The sequence below is a fragment of the Klebsiella sp. D-Nf1 genome, assembly GCF_002810515.1.
Classification (GTDB): Bacteria; Pseudomonadota; Gammaproteobacteria; order Enterobacterales; family Enterobacteriaceae; genus Klebsiella; species Klebsiella variicola.
Genome location: NZ_PIOK01000004.1, coordinates 375,043 through 397,400, shown reverse-complemented (window position 1 = coordinate 397,400; position 22,358 = coordinate 375,043). Strand labels below are relative to the sequence as shown.

Genomic DNA, 22,358 nt, shown 5'->3' with positions numbered 1-22,358 from the left:
TTGGCAGTTTGTGTTTCCAATACTCATCTTATTTTAACAAAATGTTACCTTCATCCGTAGGCATCGCCGACGTTGCTCATTATAATGCGCGCCAGGCCATACGATCGTATGCGCAACAACAGAACATTTAATTAGAGGTAATCATGGCTATTGAACGTACTTTTTCCATCATCAAACCAAACGCGGTGGCAAAAAACGTTATTGGCGGCATCTTTTCTCGCTTTGAAGCTGCAGGGTTCAAAATCGTCGGCACCAAAATGCTGCATCTGACCGTTGAGCAGGCTCGTGGTTTCTATGCTGAGCACGAAGGTCGTCCGTTCTTCGACGGTCTGGTTGAATTCATGACCTCCGGCCCGATCGTGGTTTCCGTACTGGAAGGCGAAAATGCGGTTCAGCGTCACCGTGACCTGCTGGGCGCCACCAACCCGGCGAACGCTCTGGCCGGTACCCTGCGCGCTGACTACGCTGACAGCTTCACCGAGAACGGCACCCACGGTTCCGATTCTGTAGAGTCCGCTGCTCGCGAAATCGCGTTCTTCTTTGCTGAAGGCGAGGTTTGCCCGCGCACTCGCTAATCCTCGTCGTCTTTTCGACCGTCGCGGCGTTGGCTGCGCGCGTTCACCCCGGTCACATAGTTATCTATGCTCCCGGGGATTCACTTGCTTGCCGCCTTGCGACAATCGAAAAGCCTTAGAGGATTGAGCAGTCCGTAACAGATTTTTTTTCATTGCTCTGTGCAAACGTGGCAATGATGCGCCAGAATTTGTAGAATATAGCGCCCCTGGACGAGCAGTCGCTCTCCGGGGCGTTTCTTTTTCAACCCACATGGGGCCATAACGTGTAATAACGAGGCCGGAAAATATTATGTCTGAACAAATTGTCACGCCTGATACCGCCGCTCTGACGGTGCCGAACAAAGATGCCAAAATCAACCTGCTGGATTTAAACCGTCAGCAGATGCGCGAGTTTTTCAAAAACATGGGCGAGAAGCCTTTCCGCGCCGATCAGGTGATGAAATGGATGTATCACTACTGCTGCGACGACTTTGATGAAATGACCGACATCAACAAAGTCCTGCGCGGCAAACTGAAAGAAGTCGCCGAGATCCGCGCCCCGGAAGTGGTTGAAGAGCAACGCTCAACCGACGGGACCATCAAGTGGGCGATTGCCGTTGGCGATCAGCGCGTCGAGACCGTTTATATCCCGGAAGAAGACCGCGCCACCCTGTGCGTCTCTTCTCAGGTAGGCTGCGCGCTGGAATGTAAATTCTGCTCCACTGCTCAGCAGGGCTTTAACCGCAACCTGCGGGTTTCCGAAATTATCGGCCAGGTCTGGCGCGCGGCGAAAATCGTCGGCGCGGTGAAGACCACTGGCGTGCGTCCTATCACCAACGTGGTAATGATGGGCATGGGCGAGCCGCTGCTGAACCTCAACAACGTCGTCCCGGCGATGGAAATCATGCTGGATGACTTCGGTTTTGGTCTCTCCAAACGTCGCGTGACCCTGTCGACTTCCGGCGTGGTGCCGGCGCTGGATAAACTCGGCGATATGATCGACGTTGCGCTGGCGATTTCCCTGCACGCGCCGAACGATACCATCCGCGACGAAATTGTACCGATCAACAAAAAATACAACATCGAGACGTTCCTCAACTCGGTGCGTGGTTATATTTCGAAGTCCAACGCCAACCAGGGTCGGGTGACCATCGAGTACGTCATGCTGGATCACGTCAACGACGGTACCGAGCACGCTCACGAACTGGCGGCGCTGCTGAAGGACACCCCGTGCAAGATCAACCTGATCCCATGGAACCCCTTCCCGGGGGCACCGTATGGTCGCAGCTCCAACAGCCGCATTGACCGTTTCTCCAAGGTACTGATGGAGTACGGCTTTACGACCATCGTGCGTAAAACTCGCGGCGACGATATCGATGCCGCCTGTGGTCAGCTGGCGGGCGATGTTATTGACCGTACCAAGCGTACGCTGCGTAAGCGGATGCAGGGTGAAGCGATTGACGTAAAAGCGGTCTGATAAATGATGACCCGCGCGGCACAGGCGGCGCGGGTCATATTTATGACCAATAACCAGGCGAAATACACTGATTCGGTTAATAATTACGGTGCGTTTTTGTCGACTTTGAGGCAGTATGTAGCGGCTCAACAACCGCTTAGCATTCAATTTTGATTCGTCTCTGTGATCGCGCGCCTGACAGTCCTATACTGTGAGGCTGACGTACCACAGATGTCTCGCGGCGCCGGCGTTTTCCCGCGCTGAACTTTAAATTTCACGTACCAGTAGTTGTAGCGAATGAATACTGAAGCCACTCAAGATCATCAAGAAGCAAACACCACGGGCGCGCGTCTGCGTCACGCCCGCGAACAACTCGGACTTAGCCAGCAAGCGGTGGCTGAACGCTTATGCCTGAAGGTGTCCACGGTTCGTGATATTGAAGACGATAAGGCACCTGCCGACCTCGCCTCCACCTTCCTGCGCGGGTACATCCGCTCCTACGCTCGCCTCGTACATATCCCTGAAGAAGAGCTGCTGCCGATGATGGCCAAGCAGGCGCCTATCAGGGCGGCGAAGGTGGCGCCAATGCAGAGCTTCTCTTTAGGCAAGCGTCGCAAAAAGCGCGATGGCTGGCTGATGAGCGTTACCTGGCTGGTGCTGTTTGTGGTCATTGGCCTGAGCGGCGCCTGGTGGTGGCAAGACCACAAGGCGCAGCAGGAAGAGATCTCGACCATGGCCGATCAGTCTTCCGCTGAGCTGAACGGCAGTGATGCCAACAGCCAGAACGTGCCGCTGGATACCAGCGCGCCGGCAGCCTCAAGCACCGATAGCGCCGCGAACAGTGCGCCAACCGATACCGCCAGTGCTCCGACGACCAGCGCCCCGGCTCAGACGCCAGCGGACAATAACGCTGTCGTGGCGCCTTCTCAGGCGAATGTCGATACCGCCGCGACGGCCCCGGCAACGCCAGCCGCGCCATTACCGACGGATCAGGCGAACGTGACGGCGGCTGCGGCGGCTCAGGACCTGGTGATGAACTTTTCCGCCGACTGCTGGCTGGAAGTGAGCGATGCCACCGGTAAAAAACTGTTCAGCGGCCTGCAGCGTAAAGGCGGCAACCTGAACCTGAGCGGGCAGGCGCCGTATAAACTGAAAATTGGCGCTCCGGCCGCGGTACAGATCCAGTTCCTCGGCAAGCCTGTCGATTTGAGTCGTTTTATCAGAACTAACCAGGTTGCGCGTCTGACCCTCAATGCCGAACAATCACCGGCGCAGTAACAGACGGGTAACGCGGGAGATTTTTCATGCATAACCAGGCTCCGATTCAACGTAGAAAATCTAAACGTATTTACGTTGGTAATGTGCCAATTGGCGATGGGGCTCCCATCGCCGTCCAGTCAATGACCAATACGCGCACCACCGATGTGGCCGCGACGGTAAACCAAATCAAAGCGTTAGAGCGCGTGGGCGCGGACATCGTCCGCGTCTCTGTTCCGACGATGGACGCCGCCGAAGCGTTCAAACTTATCAAACAGCAGGTTAACGTGCCGCTGGTCGCCGATATCCACTTTGACTACCGTATTGCGCTGAAAGTCGCGGAATACGGTGTTGACTGCCTGCGTATCAACCCGGGCAACATCGGCAACGAAGAGCGCATCCGCATGGTCGTGGACTGCGCGCGCGATAAAAACATTCCTATCCGCATCGGCGTCAACGCCGGCTCGCTGGAAAAAGATCTGCAGGAAAAATACGGCGAGCCGACGCCACAGGCGCTGCTTGAATCCGCCATGCGTCACGTCGATCATCTCGATCGTCTGAACTTCGATCAGTTTAAAGTCAGTGTTAAAGCGTCTGACGTCTTCCTGGCGGTGGAATCCTATCGTCTGCTGGCGAAACAAATCGATCAGCCGTTGCATCTCGGGATCACTGAAGCGGGCGGCGCACGTAGCGGCGCAGTGAAGTCCGCGATCGGTCTGGGCCTGCTGTTATCCGAGGGGATCGGCGATACGCTGCGCGTCTCGCTGGCGGCGGATCCGGTAGAAGAGATCAAGGTCGGCTTCGATATCCTCAAGTCCCTGCGCATTCGTGCTCGCGGCATTAACTTCATTGCCTGCCCAACCTGCTCGCGCCAGGAGTTTGACGTTATCGGTACGGTAAACGCCCTGGAGCAGCGTCTGGAAGACATTATCACTCCGATGGATGTTTCGATCATCGGCTGCGTGGTGAATGGTCCGGGCGAAGCGCTGGTCTCCACCCTCGGCGTGACCGGCGGCAACAAGAAAAGCGGTCTGTATGAGGACGGCGTGCGTAAAGATCGACTGGATAACGACGACATGATCGACCAGCTGGAAGCGCGTATTCGTGCCAAAGCCTCGATGCTCGATGAAGCCCGTCGTATTGACGTTCAACAGCTTGAAGCAAAATAACGTGTTGGGAAGCGATACGCTTCCCGTGTATGATTGAACCTGCGGGCGCAAGGCGCCGGGGTTCATTTTTGTATATATAAAGAGAATAAACGTGGCAAAGAACATTCAAGCCATCCGTGGCATGAACGATTATCTGCCGGGCGAAACCGCTCTCTGGCAGCGCATTGAAGGCTCACTGAAGCAGGTGCTCGGTAGCTACGGTTACAGCGAAATCCGTTTGCCGATTGTAGAGCAGACCCCGTTATTCAAACGCGCGATCGGTGAAGTGACCGACGTGGTTGAGAAAGAGATGTACACCTTTGAGGACCGCAACGGCGACAGCCTGACGCTGCGTCCGGAAGGGACGGCGGGCTGCGTACGTGCCGGCATCGAACATGGTCTGCTGTACAATCAAGAACAGCGTCTGTGGTACGTCGGGCCAATGTTCCGTCACGAGCGTCCGCAGAAAGGTCGCTACCGCCAGTTCCACCAGATCGGCGCCGAAGTGTTTGGCCTGCAGGGCCCGGACATCGATGCCGAGCTGATTATGCTGACCGCGCGCTGGTGGCGTGAGCTGGGCATTTCCGATCACGTCAGCCTTGAGCTGAACTCCATCGGTTCGCTGGAAGCGCGAGCCAACTACCGCGACGCGCTGGTGGCTTACCTGGAGCAGTTTACCGATAAGCTGGATGAAGACAGCAAACGCCGGATGTACACCAACCCGCTGCGGGTGCTGGACTCCAAGAACCCGGATGTGCAGGCGCTGCTGAACGACGCGCCGGCGCTTGGCGACTACCTCGACGAAGAGTCGAAAACCCACTTTGCCGGCCTGTGCGCGCTGCTCGATGATGCGGGGATCCGCTACAGCGTCAACCAGCGTTTGGTGCGCGGCCTCGACTACTATAACCGCACCGTGTTCGAGTGGGTGACCACCAGCCTCGGATCCCAGGGCACCGTCTGCGCCGGCGGCCGCTATGACGGTCTGGTTGAGCAGCTTGGCGGTCGTGCTACCCCGGGCGTGGGCTTTGCTATGGGGTTAGAGCGCCTTGTTTTACTGGTCCAGGCAGTGAATCCGGAATTTAAAGCCGATCCTGTTGTCGATATATACCTGGTAGCCTCCGGGACCGATACTCAGTCTGCTGCAATGCGTCTGGCTGAGCAGGTTCGCGATGCGCTGCCCGGCGTGAAGCTGATGACCAACCACGGCGGCGGCAACTTTAAGAAGCAGTTTGCCCGCGCCGATAAATGGGGCGCCCGTATCGCCCTGGTGGTCGGTGAGTCAGAGATCGCTGACGGAAACGTGGTAGTGAAGGATTTACGCTCAGGTGAGCAAACTACCGTAACGCAGGAGAGCGTTGCCGCGCATTTGCGCACACTTCTGGGTTAATCTCCCGGGAATTATTAGTCAGGAGAAGGACTGCGTGGAAACTTTTAACAACGAGAACGATCAGGTCGATGCGCTGAAGCGTTTCTTTGCCGAAAACGGCAAAGCGCTGGCGGTCGGGGTGATTTTAGGGGTTGGTGCGCTGGTTGGCTGGCGCTACTGGACCTCCCATCAGCAGGATACGGCCAGAGACGTTTCGCTGGCTTACGAACAGGCAACTTCCGCGCTGAAATCGAATACGCCAGAAGTGCTGTCAGGGGCGGAGAAGTTCGCGGCTGATAATAAAAATACCTACGGCGCCTTCGCTTCCCTCGAGCTGGCACAACATTTTGTTGAACAGAACGATCTGCCGAACGCTGAAAAGCAGCTTCAGCAGGGGCTGGCGGCCGCGTCTGATGATAATCTGAAATCGGTTATCAATATGCGTCTTGCCCGCGTTCAGCTGCAGATGAAACAGGCTGATGCGGCGCTGAAAACCCTCGACAGCATCAAAGGTGAAGGCTGGACCGCGATTGTGGCTGATTTGCGCGGCGAAATTCTGTTGAGCAAAGGCGATAAGCAAGGGGCCCGTGCGGCGTGGGAAGCTGGCGTGAAAAGCGATGCTTCTCCTGCGCTCAGCGAAATGATGCGTATGAAAATGAATAATTTGTCCATCTGAGAGGGACTCGATGCAATTGCGTAAATTACTTTTGCCAGGGCTGCTTTCCGTTACCTTGCTGAGCGGGTGTTCGCTGTTTAATAGCGAAGAAGATGTGGTGAAAATGTCACCGCTGCCGACGGTAGAAAACCAGTTTACGCCGTCCACGTCCTGGAGCACCTCGGTTGGCGATGGTATCGGCGAATTTTACTCTAACCTCCATCCGGCCTTCGCCGACGGCGTAGTGTATGCTGCTGACCGTAAAGGCACCGTCAAAGCGCTGAATGCGGACGACGGCAAAGAGGTGTGGTCTGTGAACCTGGCGGAGAAAGATGGCTGGTTCTCGCGCACGCCAGCGCTGCTTTCCGGCGGTGTGACCGTCTCTGGCGGCCATGTTTATATCGGCAGTGAGAAAGCGCAGCTGTATGCGCTGAATACCAGCGATGGTACCGTTGCCTGGCAAACCCGTGTCGCCGGTGAGGCGCTGTCGCGTCCAGTGGTGAGCGACGGCATGGTGCTGGTGCATACCAGTAACGGCCAGCTGCAGGCGTTGAATGAGACCGATGGTGCCGTGAAGTGGACCGTTAACCTCGATATGCCAGCACTCTCCCTGCGCGGCGAGTCTGCGCCTGCGACCGCTTATGGCGCGGCGATCGTCGGCGGTGACAACGGCCGCGTCAGCGCGGTATTGATGCAGCAGGGGCAGATGATTTGGCAGCAGCGTATTTCTACGGCCACCGGGCCGACGGAAATTGATCGTCTGAACGACGTCGACACGACGCCGATCATCGTCAACGGTGTGGTTTATGCGCTGGCTTATAACGGTAACCTGACCGCGCTGGATCTGCGTAGCGGCCAGATTATGTGGAAACGCGAGCTGGGTTCGGTGAATGATTTCATCGTCGATGGTAACCGTATCTACCTGGTTGACCAGAACGATCGCCTGCTGGCACTGACCACCGATGGTGGTGTGACCCTGTGGACGCAGAGCGATCTGCTGCACCGTTTGCTGACCGCGCCGGTGTTGTATAATGGCAATCTGGTGGTCGGTGATAGCGAAGGCTATATGCACTGGGTGAATCCGGAAGATGGCCATTTTGTGGCGCAGCAGAAAGTCGATAGTTCCGGCTTCCTGACCGACCCGGTGGTTGCTGATGGTCGACTGCTGATCCAGGCGAAAGACGGTACGCTGTACGCGATTACGCGTTAATTACCGCTGTCGTGAGTGATTAAGAAACGGCCCCTGGCAGACAGGGGCCGTTTTGACTTTTTTAAAAACGTCGTTAAGACGATGTTGCTTAGTGATTGTATGAGGCATTTAACATGATACCTGTGGTCGCGCTTGTCGGGCGCCCTAACGTTGGAAAATCCACGCTCTTTAACCGCCTGACGCGCACTCGTGATGCGCTGGTTGCGGATTTCCCGGGGCTGACTCGTGACCGTAAGTACGGTCGGGCCGAAGTCGAAGGCCGCGAATTCATCTGTATCGATACCGGTGGTATTGATGGTACGGAAGAGGGCGTGGAAACCCGGATGGCGGAGCAGTCGCTGTTGGCTATCGAAGAGGCCGATGTGGTGCTGTTTATGGTCGATGCGCGCGCGGGCCTGATGCCGGCGGATACCGCGATCGCTAAACATCTGCGCTCTCGTGAAAAGCCCACCTTTCTGGTGGCCAATAAAACCGACGGCATCGACGTCGACCAGGCGATGGCGGATTTCTGGTCCTTAGGCCTGGGCGATATCTATCCTATCGCTGCTTCGCATGGCCGCGGCGTGACCAGCTTGCTGGAACAGGCCCTGCTGCCATGGGTAGATGAGATCAGCCCGCAGGAAGAGGTGGATGAAGACGCCGAATACTGGGCAAAATTCGAAGCCGAGCAGAATGGCGAAGCGGAAGAAGAGCCGGAGGACGACTTCAATCCGCAGGATCTGCCGATCAAGCTGGCGATTGTTGGACGCCCTAACGTCGGTAAATCTACCCTCACTAACCGCATCCTCGGTGAAGATCGCGTGGTGGTCTACGATATGCCGGGCACCACCCGTGACAGTATTTACATCCCGATGCAGCGTGACGAGCGTGAATACGTGCTCATCGATACCGCCGGGGTACGTAAGCGCGGGAAAATCACCGATGTCGTGGAAAAGTTCTCGGTGATCAAAACGCTGCAGGCGATTGAAGACGCCAACGTCGTGATGCTGGTGATCGATGCTCGCGAAGGGATCTCCGATCAGGACCTGTCGCTGCTGGGCTTTATTCTCAACAGCGGCCGTTCGCTGGTGATTGTCGTCAACAAGTGGGACGGCCTGAGTCAGGAAGTGAAGGAGCAGGTGAAGGAGACCCTCGACTATCGTCTGGGCTTTATCGACTTTGCCCGGGTGCACTTCATCTCCGCCCTGCACGGCAGCGGCGTCGGCAACCTGTTTGAGTCGGTACGCGAAGCCTACGACAGCGCCACCCGCCGCGTAAGCACCGCGATGCTGACCCGGATCATGAACATGGCGGCGGAAGATCATCAGCCGCCGCTGGTGCGTGGCCGTCGCGTGAAGCTGAAATATGCCCACGCCGGGGGCTACAACCCGCCTATCGTGGTGATCCACGGTAACCAGGTGAAGGATCTGCCGGATTCGTATAAGCGCTACCTGATGAACTACTTCCGTAAATCCCTGGACGTGATGGGAACGCCAATCCGGATCCAGTTCAAGGAAGGGGAAAACCCGTTCGCCAACAAGCGCAACACCCTGACGCCGAACCAGATGCGTAAACGTAAGCGCCTGATCAAGCACATCAAGAAAAGCAAATAAGCTATCAGCAAGATTTACTCACCAACATGAATCCTTCAAAGCCCGCATCTGCCGGGCTTTTTTTATTAAGGGCGATCGTAACGACGCATCAACGCGCATGTTTGGTATGTATAACTGCACGTATCCTATGAAATTTCTCATTTGTTAGCTTCGCTTGCTCAAGCAATTTTTTGAGTACGCTTTGATAATATATACGTAGAAAGTTATCGCAATGATAAGAGAGAAAACGCATCTGGATATGTTGGGGGAATTCCACGGTGCCGCTTTCCTGTAAGGCGGGAGAAACTGGAGAGTCTACTTTATGGCTGAGTATTATGGTAAGTTAGGTTTCTTCACAGGATGGTGAAATTAATCAGCAAGGAGTGATAATGTATTACAGCAATGTCGTCATCAGCTATTTGCAGGCCAATAAAATTCTCGCAATGAAACTTGAACGCGCTGTTTCAGGCATAGAACAACGGGTTTCCAGTCAGGTTAAAACAATAGGCGCTGGCGTAACTCGGACCCTGTATTATACATCCTGTTTTACTGATGAGTATCAGGATGTATGTAAAAAGCAGAAGAATGAGGATGTTAGATTTGCTAAAGGTATCTACCAGCTTTTACAGCGTAATGATATTGTATATGAAATGCTTCAAATATATTTTGAAGAAATCTTTAGGAACAAAACAACAGAGCAGTTAGAGCATATTAAAAGAATTCTGATGGCTGTTAACATTCATATCGCTGCAGACTCTCTAACCAAATCTGGATTTGTTTTAGCTACTGCTACCTGTGTTTCGGTAGGCATGAAACTAAGCCTTGATATGGGAGCGATTGCTGGGCGTTCTGCGGGGGTCGCCGTTACAGTGGCTGGCGTGTATGGCGTTGTGCAGAAGGCTGCAGATAGCGCTGAGCGTCTCCGAATCTGTTATCCTGCATTCTTTTCTATACTATACAAACAAGAACTTGAAATGATGTATTTCCTGGTGGCGCCATTATTTGAACATGCCGACGCTTTTAAAGCTCAATGGGCTTCAGAGGCAGAGATCGCTAATATCATCGAAAGAATGATTAGGTAGTGATGATGTCATTTATTAAAAGAGCGCTTTTGTGGTTGTTCCAGCAATTAATTTCGCTGTATGCCCCACCACTTTGCATTGTCATATTTGCAGTGGTTTTTTTTCAAATTTTTCCTGAGGGGCCAGTTTGGCCTGTTGGTATATTCGCTGTACTTATAATTATTATCTTTGGGCGCTATGTGAAATGGTAATTCTAACGTTATTTATGATAAGGAAATTGTATGTCTACTCCCGCACATTTATGGCTTGAAGATGAAAACGGTTCTCCGATCATTGGAAGCTGCATGATGCCAACGCGTCTTGGATCTATTGAGTTAAAATCATTCTCTCATGGTATTACTATTCCAGTTGATCCAAGCTGGGGAAAACTGACAGGTACGCGTATACATCGTCCTGTGTCGATAGTGAAGGAATTCGATCAGACAACACCGCTTTTGTATCGTGCCGTGTGTGAGGGGCGCCCGATGAAGAAGGCGATTATAAAGATGTATCGCATTCTGGAGGCGGGCATTGAGGCCGAGTATTTCAACATCATCCTGGAGAACGTCAAAGTCACTACGGTTGCGCCGTATTTATCACCTACTGGTATGAGCAGTACCCACCTGGAAACGCTCGAGATGCGTTATGAGGCGATCACCTGGAAATACATGGACGGAAATATTTACTACCGCGACTCATGGAATGACCGTTGTTGCGCATGACTCCATTATTTTCACGCAAAAAATGCCAGGTATCTCGCAGTAGGTACAATTTTATACATCATTTCAAAATTGAAATTCATATTGGCGGGTTTTTTGTGGCCGCCATGCCGGTAAATGTCAAAACCTTCCGCCATAATCCCGCGATACTTTGCGGGGAACAGAGCGGCTCAAAGGTGGACTTACTATGCAGATTGGTTTTATCGGCCTCGGCGCGGTGGTGGAAACCGCCTATTTACCGGTGCTGCGTCGCCTGGGGTACGCCATCGACAACTGCTGGGGTTATGACCTCGACAGCAGCAGAGCGCTGCCGGGGATCCAGCGCTGTAGTTCGCTGTCGGCACTGCTGGCCAAACCCCTGGATACGCTCTTCATTACCACCTCATCACTTCAGCATCTGCCCGTGCTGGAGAGGGCGTTAGCCAGCGGCATTTCCCGCATTGTGGTGGAAAAGCCGATTGTGGCCAACCTTGAGCAGGCCGCCCGGCTGCGGGCGCTGCTGGCGCCGGCTGAGCAGGCCACGCGGGTGCTGGCCCTTGACCACTGGATGGCGCGGGGCGTTGCGCTGAATGCGATTACCCCGCCGTGGCGGGCGGAAGAGGTCGTCTGGCTCGAAGGCTATTTACAGGAGCCAAGTGGCTTTAACGCCGCCGGTGAGCCGGTTGCACTCAATTTTGCCACCGGGGAGCTGGATACCCGGCAGCTGCGTCACCCTGACGGGGTGATCCTCGATATCGGCACCCATGTCCTGGCGATGCTGCGCGAAACCCTGCACGCCAGCGGAAGCGATACGGCGCTGAGCCTTTCCCTTCGGGTGGCGAAAGACCGCCTCGGCCATGACATTGCCCCTGGGGATACGAGCACTGCCGAGGGGGAGGCGCATCTGCAGGGGACCCTGGGCACTATCCCGCTCAATATCTGGCTCAACAAATACGCGGGCCCCGCGGGCGGGCAAAAGGGAATGCGGATAGGGCTGCGGGACGGGCGAACCCTCACCCTTGACCGCTCCCCTGAGGGGGAAGTGGTGACGCTGAACGACGGCGAGCGGATCCAGCGCTGGACCCGACCCGGGACGATCTATGCGCGCTGTCTCGATGAGCAGATCCTCGGCGCGGATAATCTGTTTATCCGGGCGCCCGACAGCGTGGCCGGGTTGACGCGACGTCGGCTTGAGGAAGTGGAATGGCTGCTCAGGTTGCAGCAGCAATTACGCGGCCCTCATTAAACCCGGAACATGATAAAATAGGTGCAGATAAACGTTGAAAGGAATGGTTATGGAACTTGATTGCCCTCTGTGCCACGCGCCGTTAGATGTCAAAGGCAGCAGCGCGCATTGCGCCCAGTGCGAAAGGGTATTTGCCCTCGAGGCCCGCTGCCCGGAATGCCACCAGCCGCTGGAGGTGCTCAAGGCGTGCGGCGCGGTGGATTACTTTTGCCAGCATGGGCATGGCCTGATCTCGAAAAAACGGGTGGAGTTTATTCCGCTGGTTTAGTGGGTGAAGGCTTTCTGGCTCGTGTTTTTTTTACCGGCGCGATCTGCTTCACTTCGCTTTCGACCCAGCCGTCTTTCAGGCGGGTGGTGAGCAGATCGCCGTTTTTGACCTGTTTTGTCTGTTTCAGCACCGTACCGTCATTCACCGAGGTGACGCTATAGCCGCGCGCCAGGGTGGCTAAGGGACTTACCGCCTCCAGATGGGTCACCGCGTTGCCAAACCGTTCGCGCCGCTCGCTGAGGCGGCCACGCATAGTTTCCGCCAGCCGGTATTCCAGCTGCTGGATCCGCGATTGCGCCCGGTGGATCCGCGGCTGCGGATTGTAGTAATTCAGACGCTGAACGGTGCGCTTTTGCCGCTGTTCTGCGCGCTTAAGCTGCGATTCTACGGCGATGCGCATCCGCTGGCGCAGGCGTTCCAGGGCGGTCTGCTGGCGGGCCAACCGCAGCTGCGGATGCTGTTGCTGCAGGCGATGGAACAGCTGGGTAAAGCGGCGCTGACGACTGGCGAGGAAATAGTCCATCGCCATCTCCAGCCGCTGTTGCCCGGACTGAAGCTGGCGCAGCAGCTCCTGCTGATTGCGACTGACGATCTCCGCGGCGGCAGAAGGGGTCGGCGCTCGCAGGTCGGCAACAAAATCGGCGATCGTGACGTCGGTTTCATGGCCAACCGAGCTGACGATCGGGATCTGGCTGGCGAAAATAGCCCGTGCCACCCGCTCATCGTTAAAACTCCACAGATCCTCCAGCGAACCGCCGCCGCGCCCGACAATCAGCACGTCACACTCCTGGCGCGCGTTGGCCAGCGCGATGGCGCGCACAATCTGCCCGGGAGCGTCGTCACCCTGGACCGCAGTCGGGTAGATAATCACTGGCAGTCCGGGGTCGCGGCGCTTGAGGACATGGAGAATATCGTGCAGCGCCGCACCGGTTTTCGAGGTGATGACGCCGACGCAGTGGGCGGGGGAGGGGAGCGCCTGCTTATGTTTTTGCTCGAACAGTCCTTCCGCCATTAACTGTGCTTTAAGCTGCTCATATTTCTGCTGCAGCAACCCTTCGCCGGCGGGCTGCATGCTTTCGACGATAATCTGGTAGTCACCGCGCGGCTCATACAGCGTGATGTTGGCGCGAACCAGCACCTGCTGCCCGTGCTGTGGGCGAAACGTGACCCGGCGGTTGCTGTTGCGGAACATCGCGCAGCGCACCTGGGCGTTATCGTCTTTTAAGGTGAAGTACCAGTGGCCGGAAGAAGGCTGGCTGAAGTTAGAGATCTCGCCGCTGATCCACACCTGGCCCATTTCGTGCTCAAGCAGCAAACGCACCGTCTGATTCAGGCGGCTTACGGTAAAAATTGCGGGGGATTGAGAGGGTAACATGTGAGCAAGATCAAACTTTAAATCAGCAGGTTATTCAGTCGATAGTAACGCGCTCAGAGGGGATGGCAAGTATTATTTGCAAAAAAGGGTAGATGCAATCGGTTACGCTCTGTATAATGCCACGGCAATATTTATCCACCCTGGTCGAGATATTGCCCATGCTACGTATCGCTAAAGAAGCCCTGACGTTTGACGACGTCCTCCTCGTTCCCGCTCATTCTACCGTTCTGCCGAATACTGCCGATCTCAGCACTCAGCTGACGAAAACCATTCGTCTGAATATTCCTATGCTCTCCGCAGCCATGGATACCGTAACGGAAGCGCGTCTGGCTATTGCCCTGGCACAGGAAGGCGGCATCGGCTTTATTCACAAAAACATGTCCATCGAGCGCCAGGCGGAAGAAGTTCGTCGCGTGAAGAAACATGAGTCCGGCGTGGTCACCGACCCGCAGACCGTTCTGCCGACCACCACCCTGCGCGAAATGAAAGAGCTGACTGAACGTAACGGCTTCGCCGGTTACCCGGTGGTGACTGAAGACAACGAACTGGTCGGTATCATTACCGGCCGCGACGTGCGTTTCGTCACCGATCTGAACCAGCCGGTCAGCGTCTACATGACGCCGAAAGAGCGTCTGGTTACCGTTCGTGAAGGCGAAAGCCGCGAAGTGGTCTTCGCTAAGATGCACGAAAAACGCGTTGAGAAGGCGCTGGTTGTGGATGAGAGCTTCCACCTGCGCGGAATGATCACCGTTAAAGACTTCCAGAAAGCGGAACGTAAACCGAACGCCTGTAAAGATGAGCAGGGTCGTCTGCGCGTAGGCGCAGCGGTCGGCGCCGGTGCGGGCAACGAAGAGCGCGTAGACGCGCTGGTCGCCGCGGGTGTTGACGTCCTGCTGATCGACTCCTCGCATGGTCATTCAGAAGGCGTCCTGCAGCGCATTCGTGAAACCCGCGCGAAATACCCAGACCTGCAAATCATCGGCGGCAACGTGGCCACCGGTGCAGGCGCGCGCGCGCTGGCGGAAGCCGGTTGCAGCGCGGTGAAAGTCGGTATCGGCCCGGGCTCCATCTGTACGACCCGTATCGTTACCGGCGTAGGTGTGCCGCAGATCACCGCCGTTTCCGACGCGGTGGAAGCGCTGGAAGGCACCGGTATTCCGGTTATCGCTGACGGCGGTATCCGTTTCTCCGGCGATATTGCCAAAGCGATCGCTGCCGGCGCAGCCGCGGTGATGGTCGGCTCTATGCTGGCGGGTACCGAAGAATCCCCGGGTGAAATCGAACTCTACCAGGGCCGTTCTTACAAATCCTACCGCGGCATGGGCTCTCTTGGCGCGATGTCTAAAGGCTCCTCTGACCGCTACTTCCAGAGCGATAACGCTGCTGACAAACTGGTGCCGGAAGGTATCGAAGGGCGCGTGGCCTATAAAGGTCGCCTGAAAGAGATCATTCACCAGCAGATGGGCGGTCTGCGTTCCTGTATGGGTCTGACCGGCTGTGGTACCATTGACCTGCTGCGTACCAAAGCTGAATTCGTACGCATCAGCGGTGCGGGCATTCAGGAAAGCCACGTTCACGACGTGACCATCACCAAAGAGTCCCCGAACTACCGTCTGGGCTCCTGATTTCTTCGCCCGACCTAGCGTCGGGCGATTTATTTACTCTGTTTCACTTGCCTCGGAATTAGCGTCAATGACGGAAAACATTCATAAACATCGCATTCTCATCCTCGACTTCGGCTCTCAGTATACTCAGCTGGTGGCGCGTCGCGTGCGTGAGCTGGGCGTCTACTGTGAGTTGTGGGCGTGGGATGTCACGGAAGCACAGATCCGCGAATTCAATCCAAGCGGCATCATTCTTTCCGGCGGCCCGGAAAGTACTACCGAAGAGAACAGCCCGCGCGCGCCGCAGTATGTGTTCGAAGCCGGTGTGCCGGTATTTGGCGTCTGCTACGGCATGCAGACCATGGCGATGCAGCTGGGCGGCCATGTAGAAGGTTCTAACGAGCGTGAGTTTGGCTACGCGCAGGTTGAAGTGGTTAACGACAGCGCGCTGGTGCGTGGTATCGAAGACTCCCTGACCGCAGACGGTAAACCGCTGCTGGACGTGTGGATGAGCCACGGCGACAAGGTCACCGCGATCCCGGCGGACTTCGTGACCGTTGCCAGCACCGATAGCTGCCCGTTCGCCATCATGGCCAATGAAGAAAAACGCTTCTACGGCGTGCAGTTCCACCCGGAAGTCACCCACACCCGTCAGGGTATGCGCATGCTGGAACGCTTCGTGCGCGACATCTGCCAGTGTGAAGCGCTGTGGACCCCGGCTAAAATCATCGACGACGCCGTTGAGCGTATCCGCCAGCAGGTTGGCGATGACAAAGTGATCCTTGGCCTCTCCGGCGGCGTGGACTCCTCGGTGACCGCGATGCTGCTGCACCGCGCCATCGGCAAAAACCTGACCTGCGTATTCGTGGATAACGGTCTCCTGCGCCTGAACGAAGCGCAACAGGTCATGGACATGTTCGGCGACCACTTCGGTCTGAACATTGTTCACGTCGAAGGCGAGCAGCGCTTCCTCGACGCACTGAAAGGCGAGAACGATCCGGAAGCGAAACGTAAAATCATCGGCCGCGTCTTCGTGGAAGTGTTCGACGAAGAAGCGCTGAAGCTGGACGACGTCAAATGGCTGGCGCAGGGTACCATCTACCCTGACGTTATCGAATCTGCTGCTTCCGCTACCGGTAAAGCGCACGTCATCAAATCTCACCACAACGTGGGCGGCCTGCCGAAAGAGATGAAGATGGGGCTGGTTGAGCCGCTGCGTGAGCTGTTCAAAGACGAAGTGCGTAAGATCGGTCTGGAACTGGGCCTACCGTACGATATGCTCTACCGTCACCCGTTCCCGGGCCCTGGCCTCGGCGTGCGCGTGCTGGGCGAAGTGAAGAAAGAGTACTGCGACCTGCTGCGTCGTGCGGACGCTATCTTCATCGAAGAGCTGCACAAAGCTGACCTGTACAACAAAGTGAGTCAGGCGTTTACCGTGTTCCTGCCGGTTCGTTCCGTCGGCGTGATGGGCGATGGCCGTAAATACGACTGGGTCGTTTCCCTGCGTGCAGTGGAAACTATCGACTTTATGACCGCGCACTGGGCGCACCTGCCGTATGATTTCCTCGGCCGCGTCTCTAACCGTATCATCAATGAAGTGAACGGTATCTCCCGCGTGGTGTATGACATCAGCGGTAAGCCGCCAGCAACGATTGAGTGGGAGTAATCCCCGGCGTTAGTTGAATGAAACGAAACCCTCTGTTTTTACAGAGGGTTTTTTACTTTATGCCTCTCATCAACCCCATCATCCCTGGACGCTATCTGGCAGGGGGGCCTGTGAATTCCCCGTTTACGGTTCCGGCAGATGTTCAGCTGGCCCATTTTTTGCTGCCGCCGGGTGGAGTGTGGGAAGTTTGCCCGGCTGTGCCTTGCCCGCTCCACGCACCATCGCCAGCGCCAGGCAGGCAACTATCAACGTTAACCCGGTGGACACCCACATTCCGCCGATAATGCCCAGCCGGTGGTTCAGCCATGCGTAGGCAAAGGGTGAGGCAGCCGCCATCAGTTGCCCGGGGATCAGCAGGATACCCGTGCGGCTGGCATAGCTTTCTGCGCTAAACAGCGCCAGCGGTAGCGTCGCTTTGACAATCGTCACCAGCCCGTTAATCGCGCCATAGCCCAGCACAAACCCGGCTGCGAACCCGGCATAAGCCGTGCTGCTCAATCCAAGGAGAAAACAGAGCGGCATGGCGAGCGCCGTAAAACGCGTCAGCGTGAGTGGGGTGACCCGGGGACCGGCCAGCACTTCCCCCAGCCGGGCGCCGGTCTGGCCGAACCCCCACAGCATACCGACGGCAACCGGCAAACCAAAGTGGCTGATAAACTCCGGCAGATGGGTGGAGGTACCGTTGGAGATGAAGGTGATCAGCGCAATAAAGATCGCGTAACGCACTCCGTTACGCCGATCGCCCTCTGCTGTCGTCGTTGGGGCTATCATTTTCACCGATGTACTGAGTCGCTGGCGCGGCAACTGATAACTCAGACAGGCGCTCAGTACGCCAAACAGCGCATAGATCCGCAGGGCATCCTGCCAGGACATGACGGTTAATAACGCTTCGCCCAGCGGCCAGAAGAGGGCCGAAGCCAGGCCGCCGGCAAGGGTAATGTGGGAAATGGTTTTCCGCGCCTGCTGGCCGTACAGATTCACCACCGCGGCGAACAGCGCATCATACAGCGAGAGCCGCATGCCAATTCCGGTTAGCAGCCAGGCGCCGTACCAGCCGGCAAGTGAAGGATGCCAGGCCATGACAGCGCAGCTGGCGGCTATCAGTAAGGTTCCGCTGGTGACCACGTGTCGCCCGCCAAAGCGAGCCAGCAGTCTGGCGACGAACGGAGAAACAACGGCCATCATCAGCATGGCGAGCGTCAGGCCAAGATAGATCTGCGGTGACGTCCACCCCATGTCGGCAGCGATGGCCTGGGCAAAGGTGCCGGGCATATAAAAAGAGATACCCCAGTTGATCAGTTGCTGACCGCCCGCGGTGAAGGCGAGGCGTCGGGGAATAGCTGGCGTTTCCATGGTTTTCATTCCGTTAAGGCAGTTGTCCTGAGCATACCCGGCAGGCTATTGTTCTGGCATAGCGGCCACCTTATGCGCGGTATAAGAGAAACTTTGCATGACAACACTGAACCTGGGAAACCTGGCGACCTTCCGGCTGGTCGTACAGCGCGGCAGCTTTTCTGCCGCCGCCGACGCGCTGGGGATCTCCCAACCTGCCGTTAGCCTGCAGGTGCGTCAGCTGGAGCAGTTTTTACAGACCCGTTTGCTGGAGCGTACCGGCCGCGGGATCAAGGCGACGGCGGCGGGAATGGCACTGCTGGCCCACAGCGAGCAGATCGATCGGGCGGTGAATAACGCAATGCAGTCGGTCAGTGTATTCAGTCAGGAAGTTAATGGGGCGGTAACGCTGGGGACCGGCGCGACGGCCTGCATTCATCTTCTCCCGCCGCTGCTGCAGCATCTTCGTCAGCAGCATCCGCTGTTGACGGTGGGGGTGACCACCGGCAACACGCTGGATATCGTCCGGGCGGTGGAGGAAAATCGCCTCGATCTCGGGCTGGTTACCTTGCCCGTACAGGGGCGCAGTCTGGCGGTGACCTCAGTGGTTGACGAGGAGTTCGTGGTTATCCATGCTCGCCACGAAGCAGCGATGTCGGCGGTTTGTACCCCTGCCGAGCTGCAGGCGCTGCCGCTCATTGCTTTCGAAGCCGGCAGCGGCACCCGGGATCTGATTGACCGCTGGTTCCGCTCGGCGGGACTGGCGGTCACGCCGGTGATGCAGTTGGGCAGCATCGAGGCGATTAAACGGATGGTGCGGGCAGGACTGGGCTACAGCATCGTGCCCCGCATGGCGGTGGAGCAGGAGGAGGATCGCGACGGATTAAGCGTGCACTCGCTGGCGCCGCGGCTATATCGACAGCTGGCGGTAGTCATGCGTCAGGACAAAATTGTGACAAAAGGTATCGCGGAAATGCTGCGCCTGCTGCATGCCGTGCGCTTATAAATCGCCGACGGCAAAACGACTGTATCAAAGGCAGGACATCAGCCGCAGGTTGCTCTGACTGCGGAGTGTGGTGCTTCCTGTATCAGAATCAAAGAATTACTCGCGGGCGGAGGGCTCGACGGTGAGTGAAGACTCCTGCGACGTTTTTTTATCCTGGTGATGGTACCAGGCGCCGATGGAGGAGTAGACAAAGCGTCCAAAGAAGAAGAGAAAACTGATAAGCAGTACGATACGGGTCATGCGACGGTTAAATCGATGTCGTTTACGCATACTGGGTGCCTGACTCACAAAAGGTTCCTTGAAGTATACCCGAAGATGGGCGATGGGGGTATTAAGGCACAGGAACGAAGTGGGGTCAATTGATGTAGATGTAAAAGTGCCACAGTGAAAACATTAATTAATGTTATATAAGATAATAATCGTATTTACATGCTCACTTTATTGGCTATGAAAAGGTAAAAAAATAAGTTTTATTAATGTTAGCGTCAGTATTTGTTGATTTATATCAACAGCCCCATTTTCTTGACCACTAAAATCAGCGGACATTACCGTATCGTTATTACTTATGCGGTCAGCATGGGGTGGTTGGATGCCTGCCTGAATATGCCTCGCAGGAGCAGAGGTTCCCTGTAGAGCACCTATGAATTTATTAAAATACTATCAACAATATCGCGACAAGTGGTGGGCTTTACCGCTTGTCCTGCCTGCGCTGTTATTACCTCTTGCCAGATTGGCGAATACCTACACCATGCTGAATGGTCACATGGTATTTCTCTATTATCTTCCCCTGGCATTGGTACTCAGCCTGATGATGTTTTTCGGTTGGGCGGCGATCCCGGGTATCATCATTGGCCTGCTGCTCACGCTGGCCCGAGGAATGACGCCCGAGCAGGCTATCGGCGTGCTGTTTCATTTTCTCATTCCCTGCGTGCTGTGCTGGGGTGGGTATCGCATCTTTGTCCCCCGGCGCCAGCAGGTCTCGCATGGTAACGTCAAACTGATGCCGCATCGTCTGTTCTGGCAAATGCTACTCCCCTCGGTCATTTTTCTGATTCTGTCACAGATCGCTGAATACCTGGGACTGCATCCGCGTACAACGGAGATGACGGGTATTACGCCCTTTAGTTTACGTTCGTTAATCACCTTTCAGGCGCTGATGGTGGGGTGTCTGACGGGCGTGCCGCTGTGTTATTTTCTGCTGCGTTTAATACGCAACCCTTTTCATTTTCGCGGATTTATTTCTCAGGTTCGCTTACAAATTGATCCAAAAATAAAAACAATTGAAATCATTTGCTGGGCAGCGATATTAATCCTGCTGCTGGGGCTATTATTGATGCCACTTAATGATACCAGCACCATATTTAGCACGAATTATACGTTATCATTACTTATGCCGGTCATGCTCTGGGGAGCCATGCGTTTTGGCTATCGTTTTATCTCGCTGATCTGGACGCCGGTGCTGATCGCTGTGATCCATTTTCATTACCGTTACTTACCGGTTTATCCGAGCTATAACACCCAACTGGCGATCACCTCGTCAAGCTATCTGGTGTTCTCGTTTATTGTCGCCTACACGGCGATGCTGGCAACACAGCAGCGTCTGATCTACGCTCGCGTCCGGCAGATGGCTTTCCTCGACCCGGTCGTACATATGCCTAATCTGCGGGCGCTGAGTCGGGCGCTAAATGGCACGAGCTGGTCGACGCTCTGTTTTCTGCGCATTCCTGAACTTGAACTACTGGGGCGCCACTACGGGGTTTTGTTACGCATTCAGTATAAGCAAATGCTGGCGAACCACCTGAGTGCGTTGCTGCAGCCCAACGAAGCGGTGTATCACCTTGCCGGCCATGATTTGGTTTTTCGCCTTAACAGCGAAGGGCATCAGGCCCGCATTCATTTAATCGACCGCTCGCTCCGACAGTTCCGTTTTCACTGGGATGGCGTCCCGCTGCAGCCGCGGATCGGCATGAGCTATTGCAACGTTCGCTCACCGGTCAAGCATCTGTATTTGCTGCTTGGCGAACTAAACACGATTGCCGACATGTCGCTGGCCAGCGGCCATCCAGAGAATATGCAGCGCCGTGGCGCCGGCCATGTCCAGCAGGATCTGAAAGATAAAGTGGTGATGATGAACCGTATCCTGAAGGCGCTGGAGCAAGACCATTTTGTCCTGATGGCGCAACCTATTCAGGGCATCCGCGGCGATAACTACCATGAAGTATTGCTGAGGATGGAAGGGGTATCAGGCGAACTGACGGGGCCAAACGCGTTCCTGCCAGTGGCGCACGAGTTTGGACTCTCCTCGCGTGTGGATCAGTGGGTCATCGAGCACACGCTGGCCTTTATGGATACCCACCGCGAGGCACTGCCCGGTCTGCGGCTGGCGATCAATCTCTCTCCGGTCTCGCTGAGCCGCAGCCAGTTTCCTCAGGAGGTCGAAGCGCTGCTGCAGACGTACAACATTGAGCCATGGCAGATTATTTTCGAATTGACCGAGAACTATGCGCTCAGTAACCCTGAGCTGGTCTGTCAGACATTAGAGCATCTGCGGGCGCTGGGCTGCCGGGTGGCGATCGATGATTTTGGTACTGGCTACGCCAGCTACGCCCGGTTAAAAACGATGAACGTCGACATTCTTAAAATCGACGGCAGCTTTATTCGCAATCTGCTTGCCAGCAGCCTCGATTATCAGGTCGTGGACTCTATTTGTCGTCTGGCGCGCATGAAGAACATGCAGGTGGTGGCTGAATATGTCGAGTCGCCGGAGATACGCCAGGCGGTTATCGCGCTGGGGATCGATTATTTGCAGGGCTACGATATCGGTGTACCGGTGCCACTGGCGCAGCTGGCGGAGGGGATGACTGCCTGAAGCGGAAAAAAGCCGG

The 22,358-nt window shown here is 55.9% G+C and carries 18 protein-coding genes and 1 pseudogene; 16 read left to right on the top strand and 3 right to left on the bottom strand.

Translation table 11 applies throughout. The features are described 5' to 3' along the window. The first annotated feature begins 143 nt into the window (after positions 1-143). From ndk to CWM54_RS18555, 12 genes are all read left to right on the top strand, one after another. Positions 144-575 carry a nucleoside-diphosphate kinase gene (gene ndk, locus CWM54_RS18620; RefSeq protein ID WP_004114414.1) on the top strand — a complete coding sequence of 144 codons (432 nt, stop codon included), beginning with the start codon at positions 144-146 and terminating at the stop codon, positions 573-575. A gap of 289 nt (positions 576-864) precedes the next feature. Continuing rightward, on the top strand, positions 865-2,031 hold the full coding sequence (locus CWM54_RS18615; protein ID WP_008803802.1) for a bifunctional tRNA (adenosine(37)-C2)-methyltransferase TrmG/ribosomal RNA large subunit methyltransferase RlmN: 1,167 nt from the start codon (positions 865-867) through the stop codon (positions 2,029-2,031). Positions 2,032-2,307: 276 nt separating this feature from the next. Further along, on the top strand, positions 2,308-3,288 hold the full coding sequence (rodZ, locus tag CWM54_RS18610) for a cytoskeleton protein RodZ (protein ID WP_100681103.1): 981 nt from the start codon (positions 2,308-2,310) through the stop codon (positions 3,286-3,288). Between the two features lie 26 nt (positions 3,289-3,314). Next, entirely contained in the window at positions 3,315-4,436 is a 1,122-nt protein-coding gene (gene ispG / locus CWM54_RS18605) for a flavodoxin-dependent (E)-4-hydroxy-3-methylbut-2-enyl-diphosphate synthase (protein WP_061153673.1), read from the top strand. Between the two features lie 91 nt (positions 4,437-4,527). Next, positions 4,528-5,802, top strand: coding sequence for a histidine--tRNA ligase (gene hisS / locus CWM54_RS18600; protein ID WP_061153674.1), 1,275 nt, complete (start codon positions 4,528-4,530; stop codon positions 5,800-5,802). 34 nt (positions 5,803-5,836) lie between these two features. After that, entirely contained in the window at positions 5,837-6,457 is a 621-nt protein-coding gene (locus CWM54_RS18595) for a YfgM family protein (protein WP_061153675.1), read from the top strand. Positions 6,458-6,467: 10 nt separating this feature from the next. Then, positions 6,468-7,646: an outer membrane protein assembly factor BamB gene (bamB, locus tag CWM54_RS18590; RefSeq protein ID WP_002913889.1), complete on the top strand. Its 1,179-nt coding sequence runs from the start codon at positions 6,468-6,470 to the stop codon at positions 7,644-7,646. A gap of 113 nt (positions 7,647-7,759) precedes the next feature. Next, complete coding sequence (gene der, locus CWM54_RS18585; protein ID WP_061153676.1) at positions 7,760-9,238, top strand: ribosome biogenesis GTPase Der; 1,479 nt, start codon at positions 7,760-7,762, stop codon at positions 9,236-9,238. 368 nt (positions 9,239-9,606) lie between these two features. Further along, the gene (locus CWM54_RS18575; protein ID WP_100698075.1) at positions 9,607-10,299 is read left to right on the top strand and encodes a hypothetical protein; all 693 of its coding nucleotides are present in this window, start codon (positions 9,607-9,609) and stop codon (positions 10,297-10,299) included. Positions 10,300-10,520: 221 nt separating this feature from the next. Beyond that, positions 10,521-11,000: an Hcp family type VI secretion system effector gene (locus CWM54_RS18565; protein ID WP_020317242.1), complete on the top strand. Its 480-nt coding sequence runs from the start codon at positions 10,521-10,523 to the stop codon at positions 10,998-11,000. 184 nt (positions 11,001-11,184) lie between these two features. Then, positions 11,185-12,222 (top strand): Gfo/Idh/MocA family oxidoreductase, encoded by a 1,038-nt coding sequence (locus CWM54_RS18560; RefSeq protein ID WP_100698073.1) that lies wholly within the window; start codon positions 11,185-11,187, stop codon positions 12,220-12,222. Between the two features lie 49 nt (positions 12,223-12,271). Then, entirely contained in the window at positions 12,272-12,490 is a 219-nt protein-coding gene (locus CWM54_RS18555; protein ID WP_004201901.1) for a zinc ribbon domain-containing protein, read from the top strand. On the opposite strand, the gene xseA is transcribed toward CWM54_RS18555, so the two are convergent. Beyond that, entirely contained in the window at positions 12,474-13,865 is a 1,392-nt protein-coding gene (xseA, locus tag CWM54_RS18550) for an exodeoxyribonuclease VII large subunit (protein WP_100698071.1), read from the bottom strand. The genes CWM54_RS18555 and xseA overlap by 17 nt on opposite strands. 158 nt (positions 13,866-14,023) lie before the next feature. On the opposite strand from xseA, the gene guaB reads away from it, so the two are divergent. Beyond that, positions 14,024-15,490: an IMP dehydrogenase gene (gene guaB / locus CWM54_RS18545; protein WP_061153681.1), complete on the top strand. Its 1,467-nt coding sequence runs from the start codon at positions 14,024-14,026 to the stop codon at positions 15,488-15,490. 67 nt (positions 15,491-15,557) lie between these two features. Continuing rightward, positions 15,558-17,135: a glutamine-hydrolyzing GMP synthase gene (gene guaA / locus CWM54_RS18540; RefSeq protein ID WP_016161630.1), complete on the top strand. Its 1,578-nt coding sequence runs from the start codon at positions 15,558-15,560 to the stop codon at positions 17,133-17,135. 123 nt (positions 17,136-17,258) lie between these two features. Here guaA and CWM54_RS18535 read toward each other — a convergent pair whose 3' ends face one another. Beyond that, entirely contained in the window at positions 17,259-18,488 is a 1,230-nt protein-coding gene (locus CWM54_RS18535; protein WP_100698123.1) for an MFS transporter, read from the bottom strand. A 72-nt stretch (positions 18,489-18,560) separates the two neighbouring features. On the opposite strand from CWM54_RS18535, the pseudogene CWM54_RS18530 reads away from it, so the two are divergent. Next, positions 18,561-19,473, top strand: a pseudogene (locus CWM54_RS18530) (LysR family transcriptional regulator). Between the two features lie 96 nt (positions 19,474-19,569). Here the strand turns inward: CWM54_RS18530 and CWM54_RS18525 are convergent. Then, positions 19,570-19,743, bottom strand: coding sequence for a YfgG family protein (locus CWM54_RS18525; protein WP_064774528.1), 174 nt, complete (start codon positions 19,741-19,743; stop codon positions 19,570-19,572). 370 nt (positions 19,744-20,113) lie between these two features. Here CWM54_RS18525 and CWM54_RS18520 point away from each other — a divergent pair, with 370 nt between their 5' ends. Continuing rightward, positions 20,114-22,342 (top strand): EAL domain-containing protein, encoded by a 2,229-nt coding sequence (locus tag CWM54_RS18520; RefSeq protein WP_100698067.1) that lies wholly within the window; start codon positions 20,114-20,116, stop codon positions 22,340-22,342. Positions 22,343-22,358: the final 16 nt, after the last annotated feature.

Excerpts from the sequence above, each read along its gene's own strand:
- ndk (WP_004114414.1), top strand. The coding sequence starts at position 144 with ATGGCTATTGAACGTACTTTTTCCATCATCAAACCAAACGCGGTGGCA.
- CWM54_RS18615 (WP_008803802.1), top strand. The coding sequence starts at position 865 with ATGTCTGAACAAATTGTCACGCCTGATACCGCCGCTCTGACGGTGCCG.
- rodZ (WP_100681103.1), top strand. The coding sequence starts at position 2,308 with ATGAATACTGAAGCCACTCAAGATCATCAAGAAGCAAACACCACGGGC.
- ispG (WP_061153673.1), top strand. The coding sequence starts at position 3,315 with ATGCATAACCAGGCTCCGATTCAACGTAGAAAATCTAAACGTATTTAC.
- bamB (WP_002913889.1), top strand. The coding sequence starts at position 6,468 with ATGCAATTGCGTAAATTACTTTTGCCAGGGCTGCTTTCCGTTACCTTG.
- der (WP_061153676.1), top strand. The coding sequence starts at position 7,760 with ATGATACCTGTGGTCGCGCTTGTCGGGCGCCCTAACGTTGGAAAATCC.
- CWM54_RS18575 (WP_100698075.1), top strand. The coding sequence starts at position 9,607 with ATGTATTACAGCAATGTCGTCATCAGCTATTTGCAGGCCAATAAAATT.
- CWM54_RS18565 (WP_020317242.1), top strand. The coding sequence starts at position 10,521 with ATGTCTACTCCCGCACATTTATGGCTTGAAGATGAAAACGGTTCTCCG.
- CWM54_RS18560 (WP_100698073.1), top strand. The coding sequence starts at position 11,185 with ATGCAGATTGGTTTTATCGGCCTCGGCGCGGTGGTGGAAACCGCCTAT.
- CWM54_RS18555 (WP_004201901.1), top strand. The coding sequence starts at position 12,272 with ATGGAACTTGATTGCCCTCTGTGCCACGCGCCGTTAGATGTCAAAGGC.
- xseA (WP_100698071.1), bottom strand. The coding sequence starts at position 13,865 with ATGTTACCCTCTCAATCCCCCGCAATTTTTACCGTAAGCCGCCTGAAT.
- guaB (WP_061153681.1), top strand. The coding sequence starts at position 14,024 with ATGCTACGTATCGCTAAAGAAGCCCTGACGTTTGACGACGTCCTCCTC.
- guaA (WP_016161630.1), top strand. The coding sequence starts at position 15,558 with ATGACGGAAAACATTCATAAACATCGCATTCTCATCCTCGACTTCGGC.
- CWM54_RS18535 (WP_100698123.1), bottom strand. The coding sequence starts at position 18,488 with ATGGAAACGCCAGCTATTCCCCGACGCCTCGCCTTCACCGCGGGCGGT.
- CWM54_RS18525 (WP_064774528.1), bottom strand. The coding sequence starts at position 19,743 with ATGCGTAAACGACATCGATTTAACCGTCGCATGACCCGTATCGTACTG.
- CWM54_RS18520 (WP_100698067.1), top strand. The coding sequence starts at position 20,114 with ATGAATTTATTAAAATACTATCAACAATATCGCGACAAGTGGTGGGCT.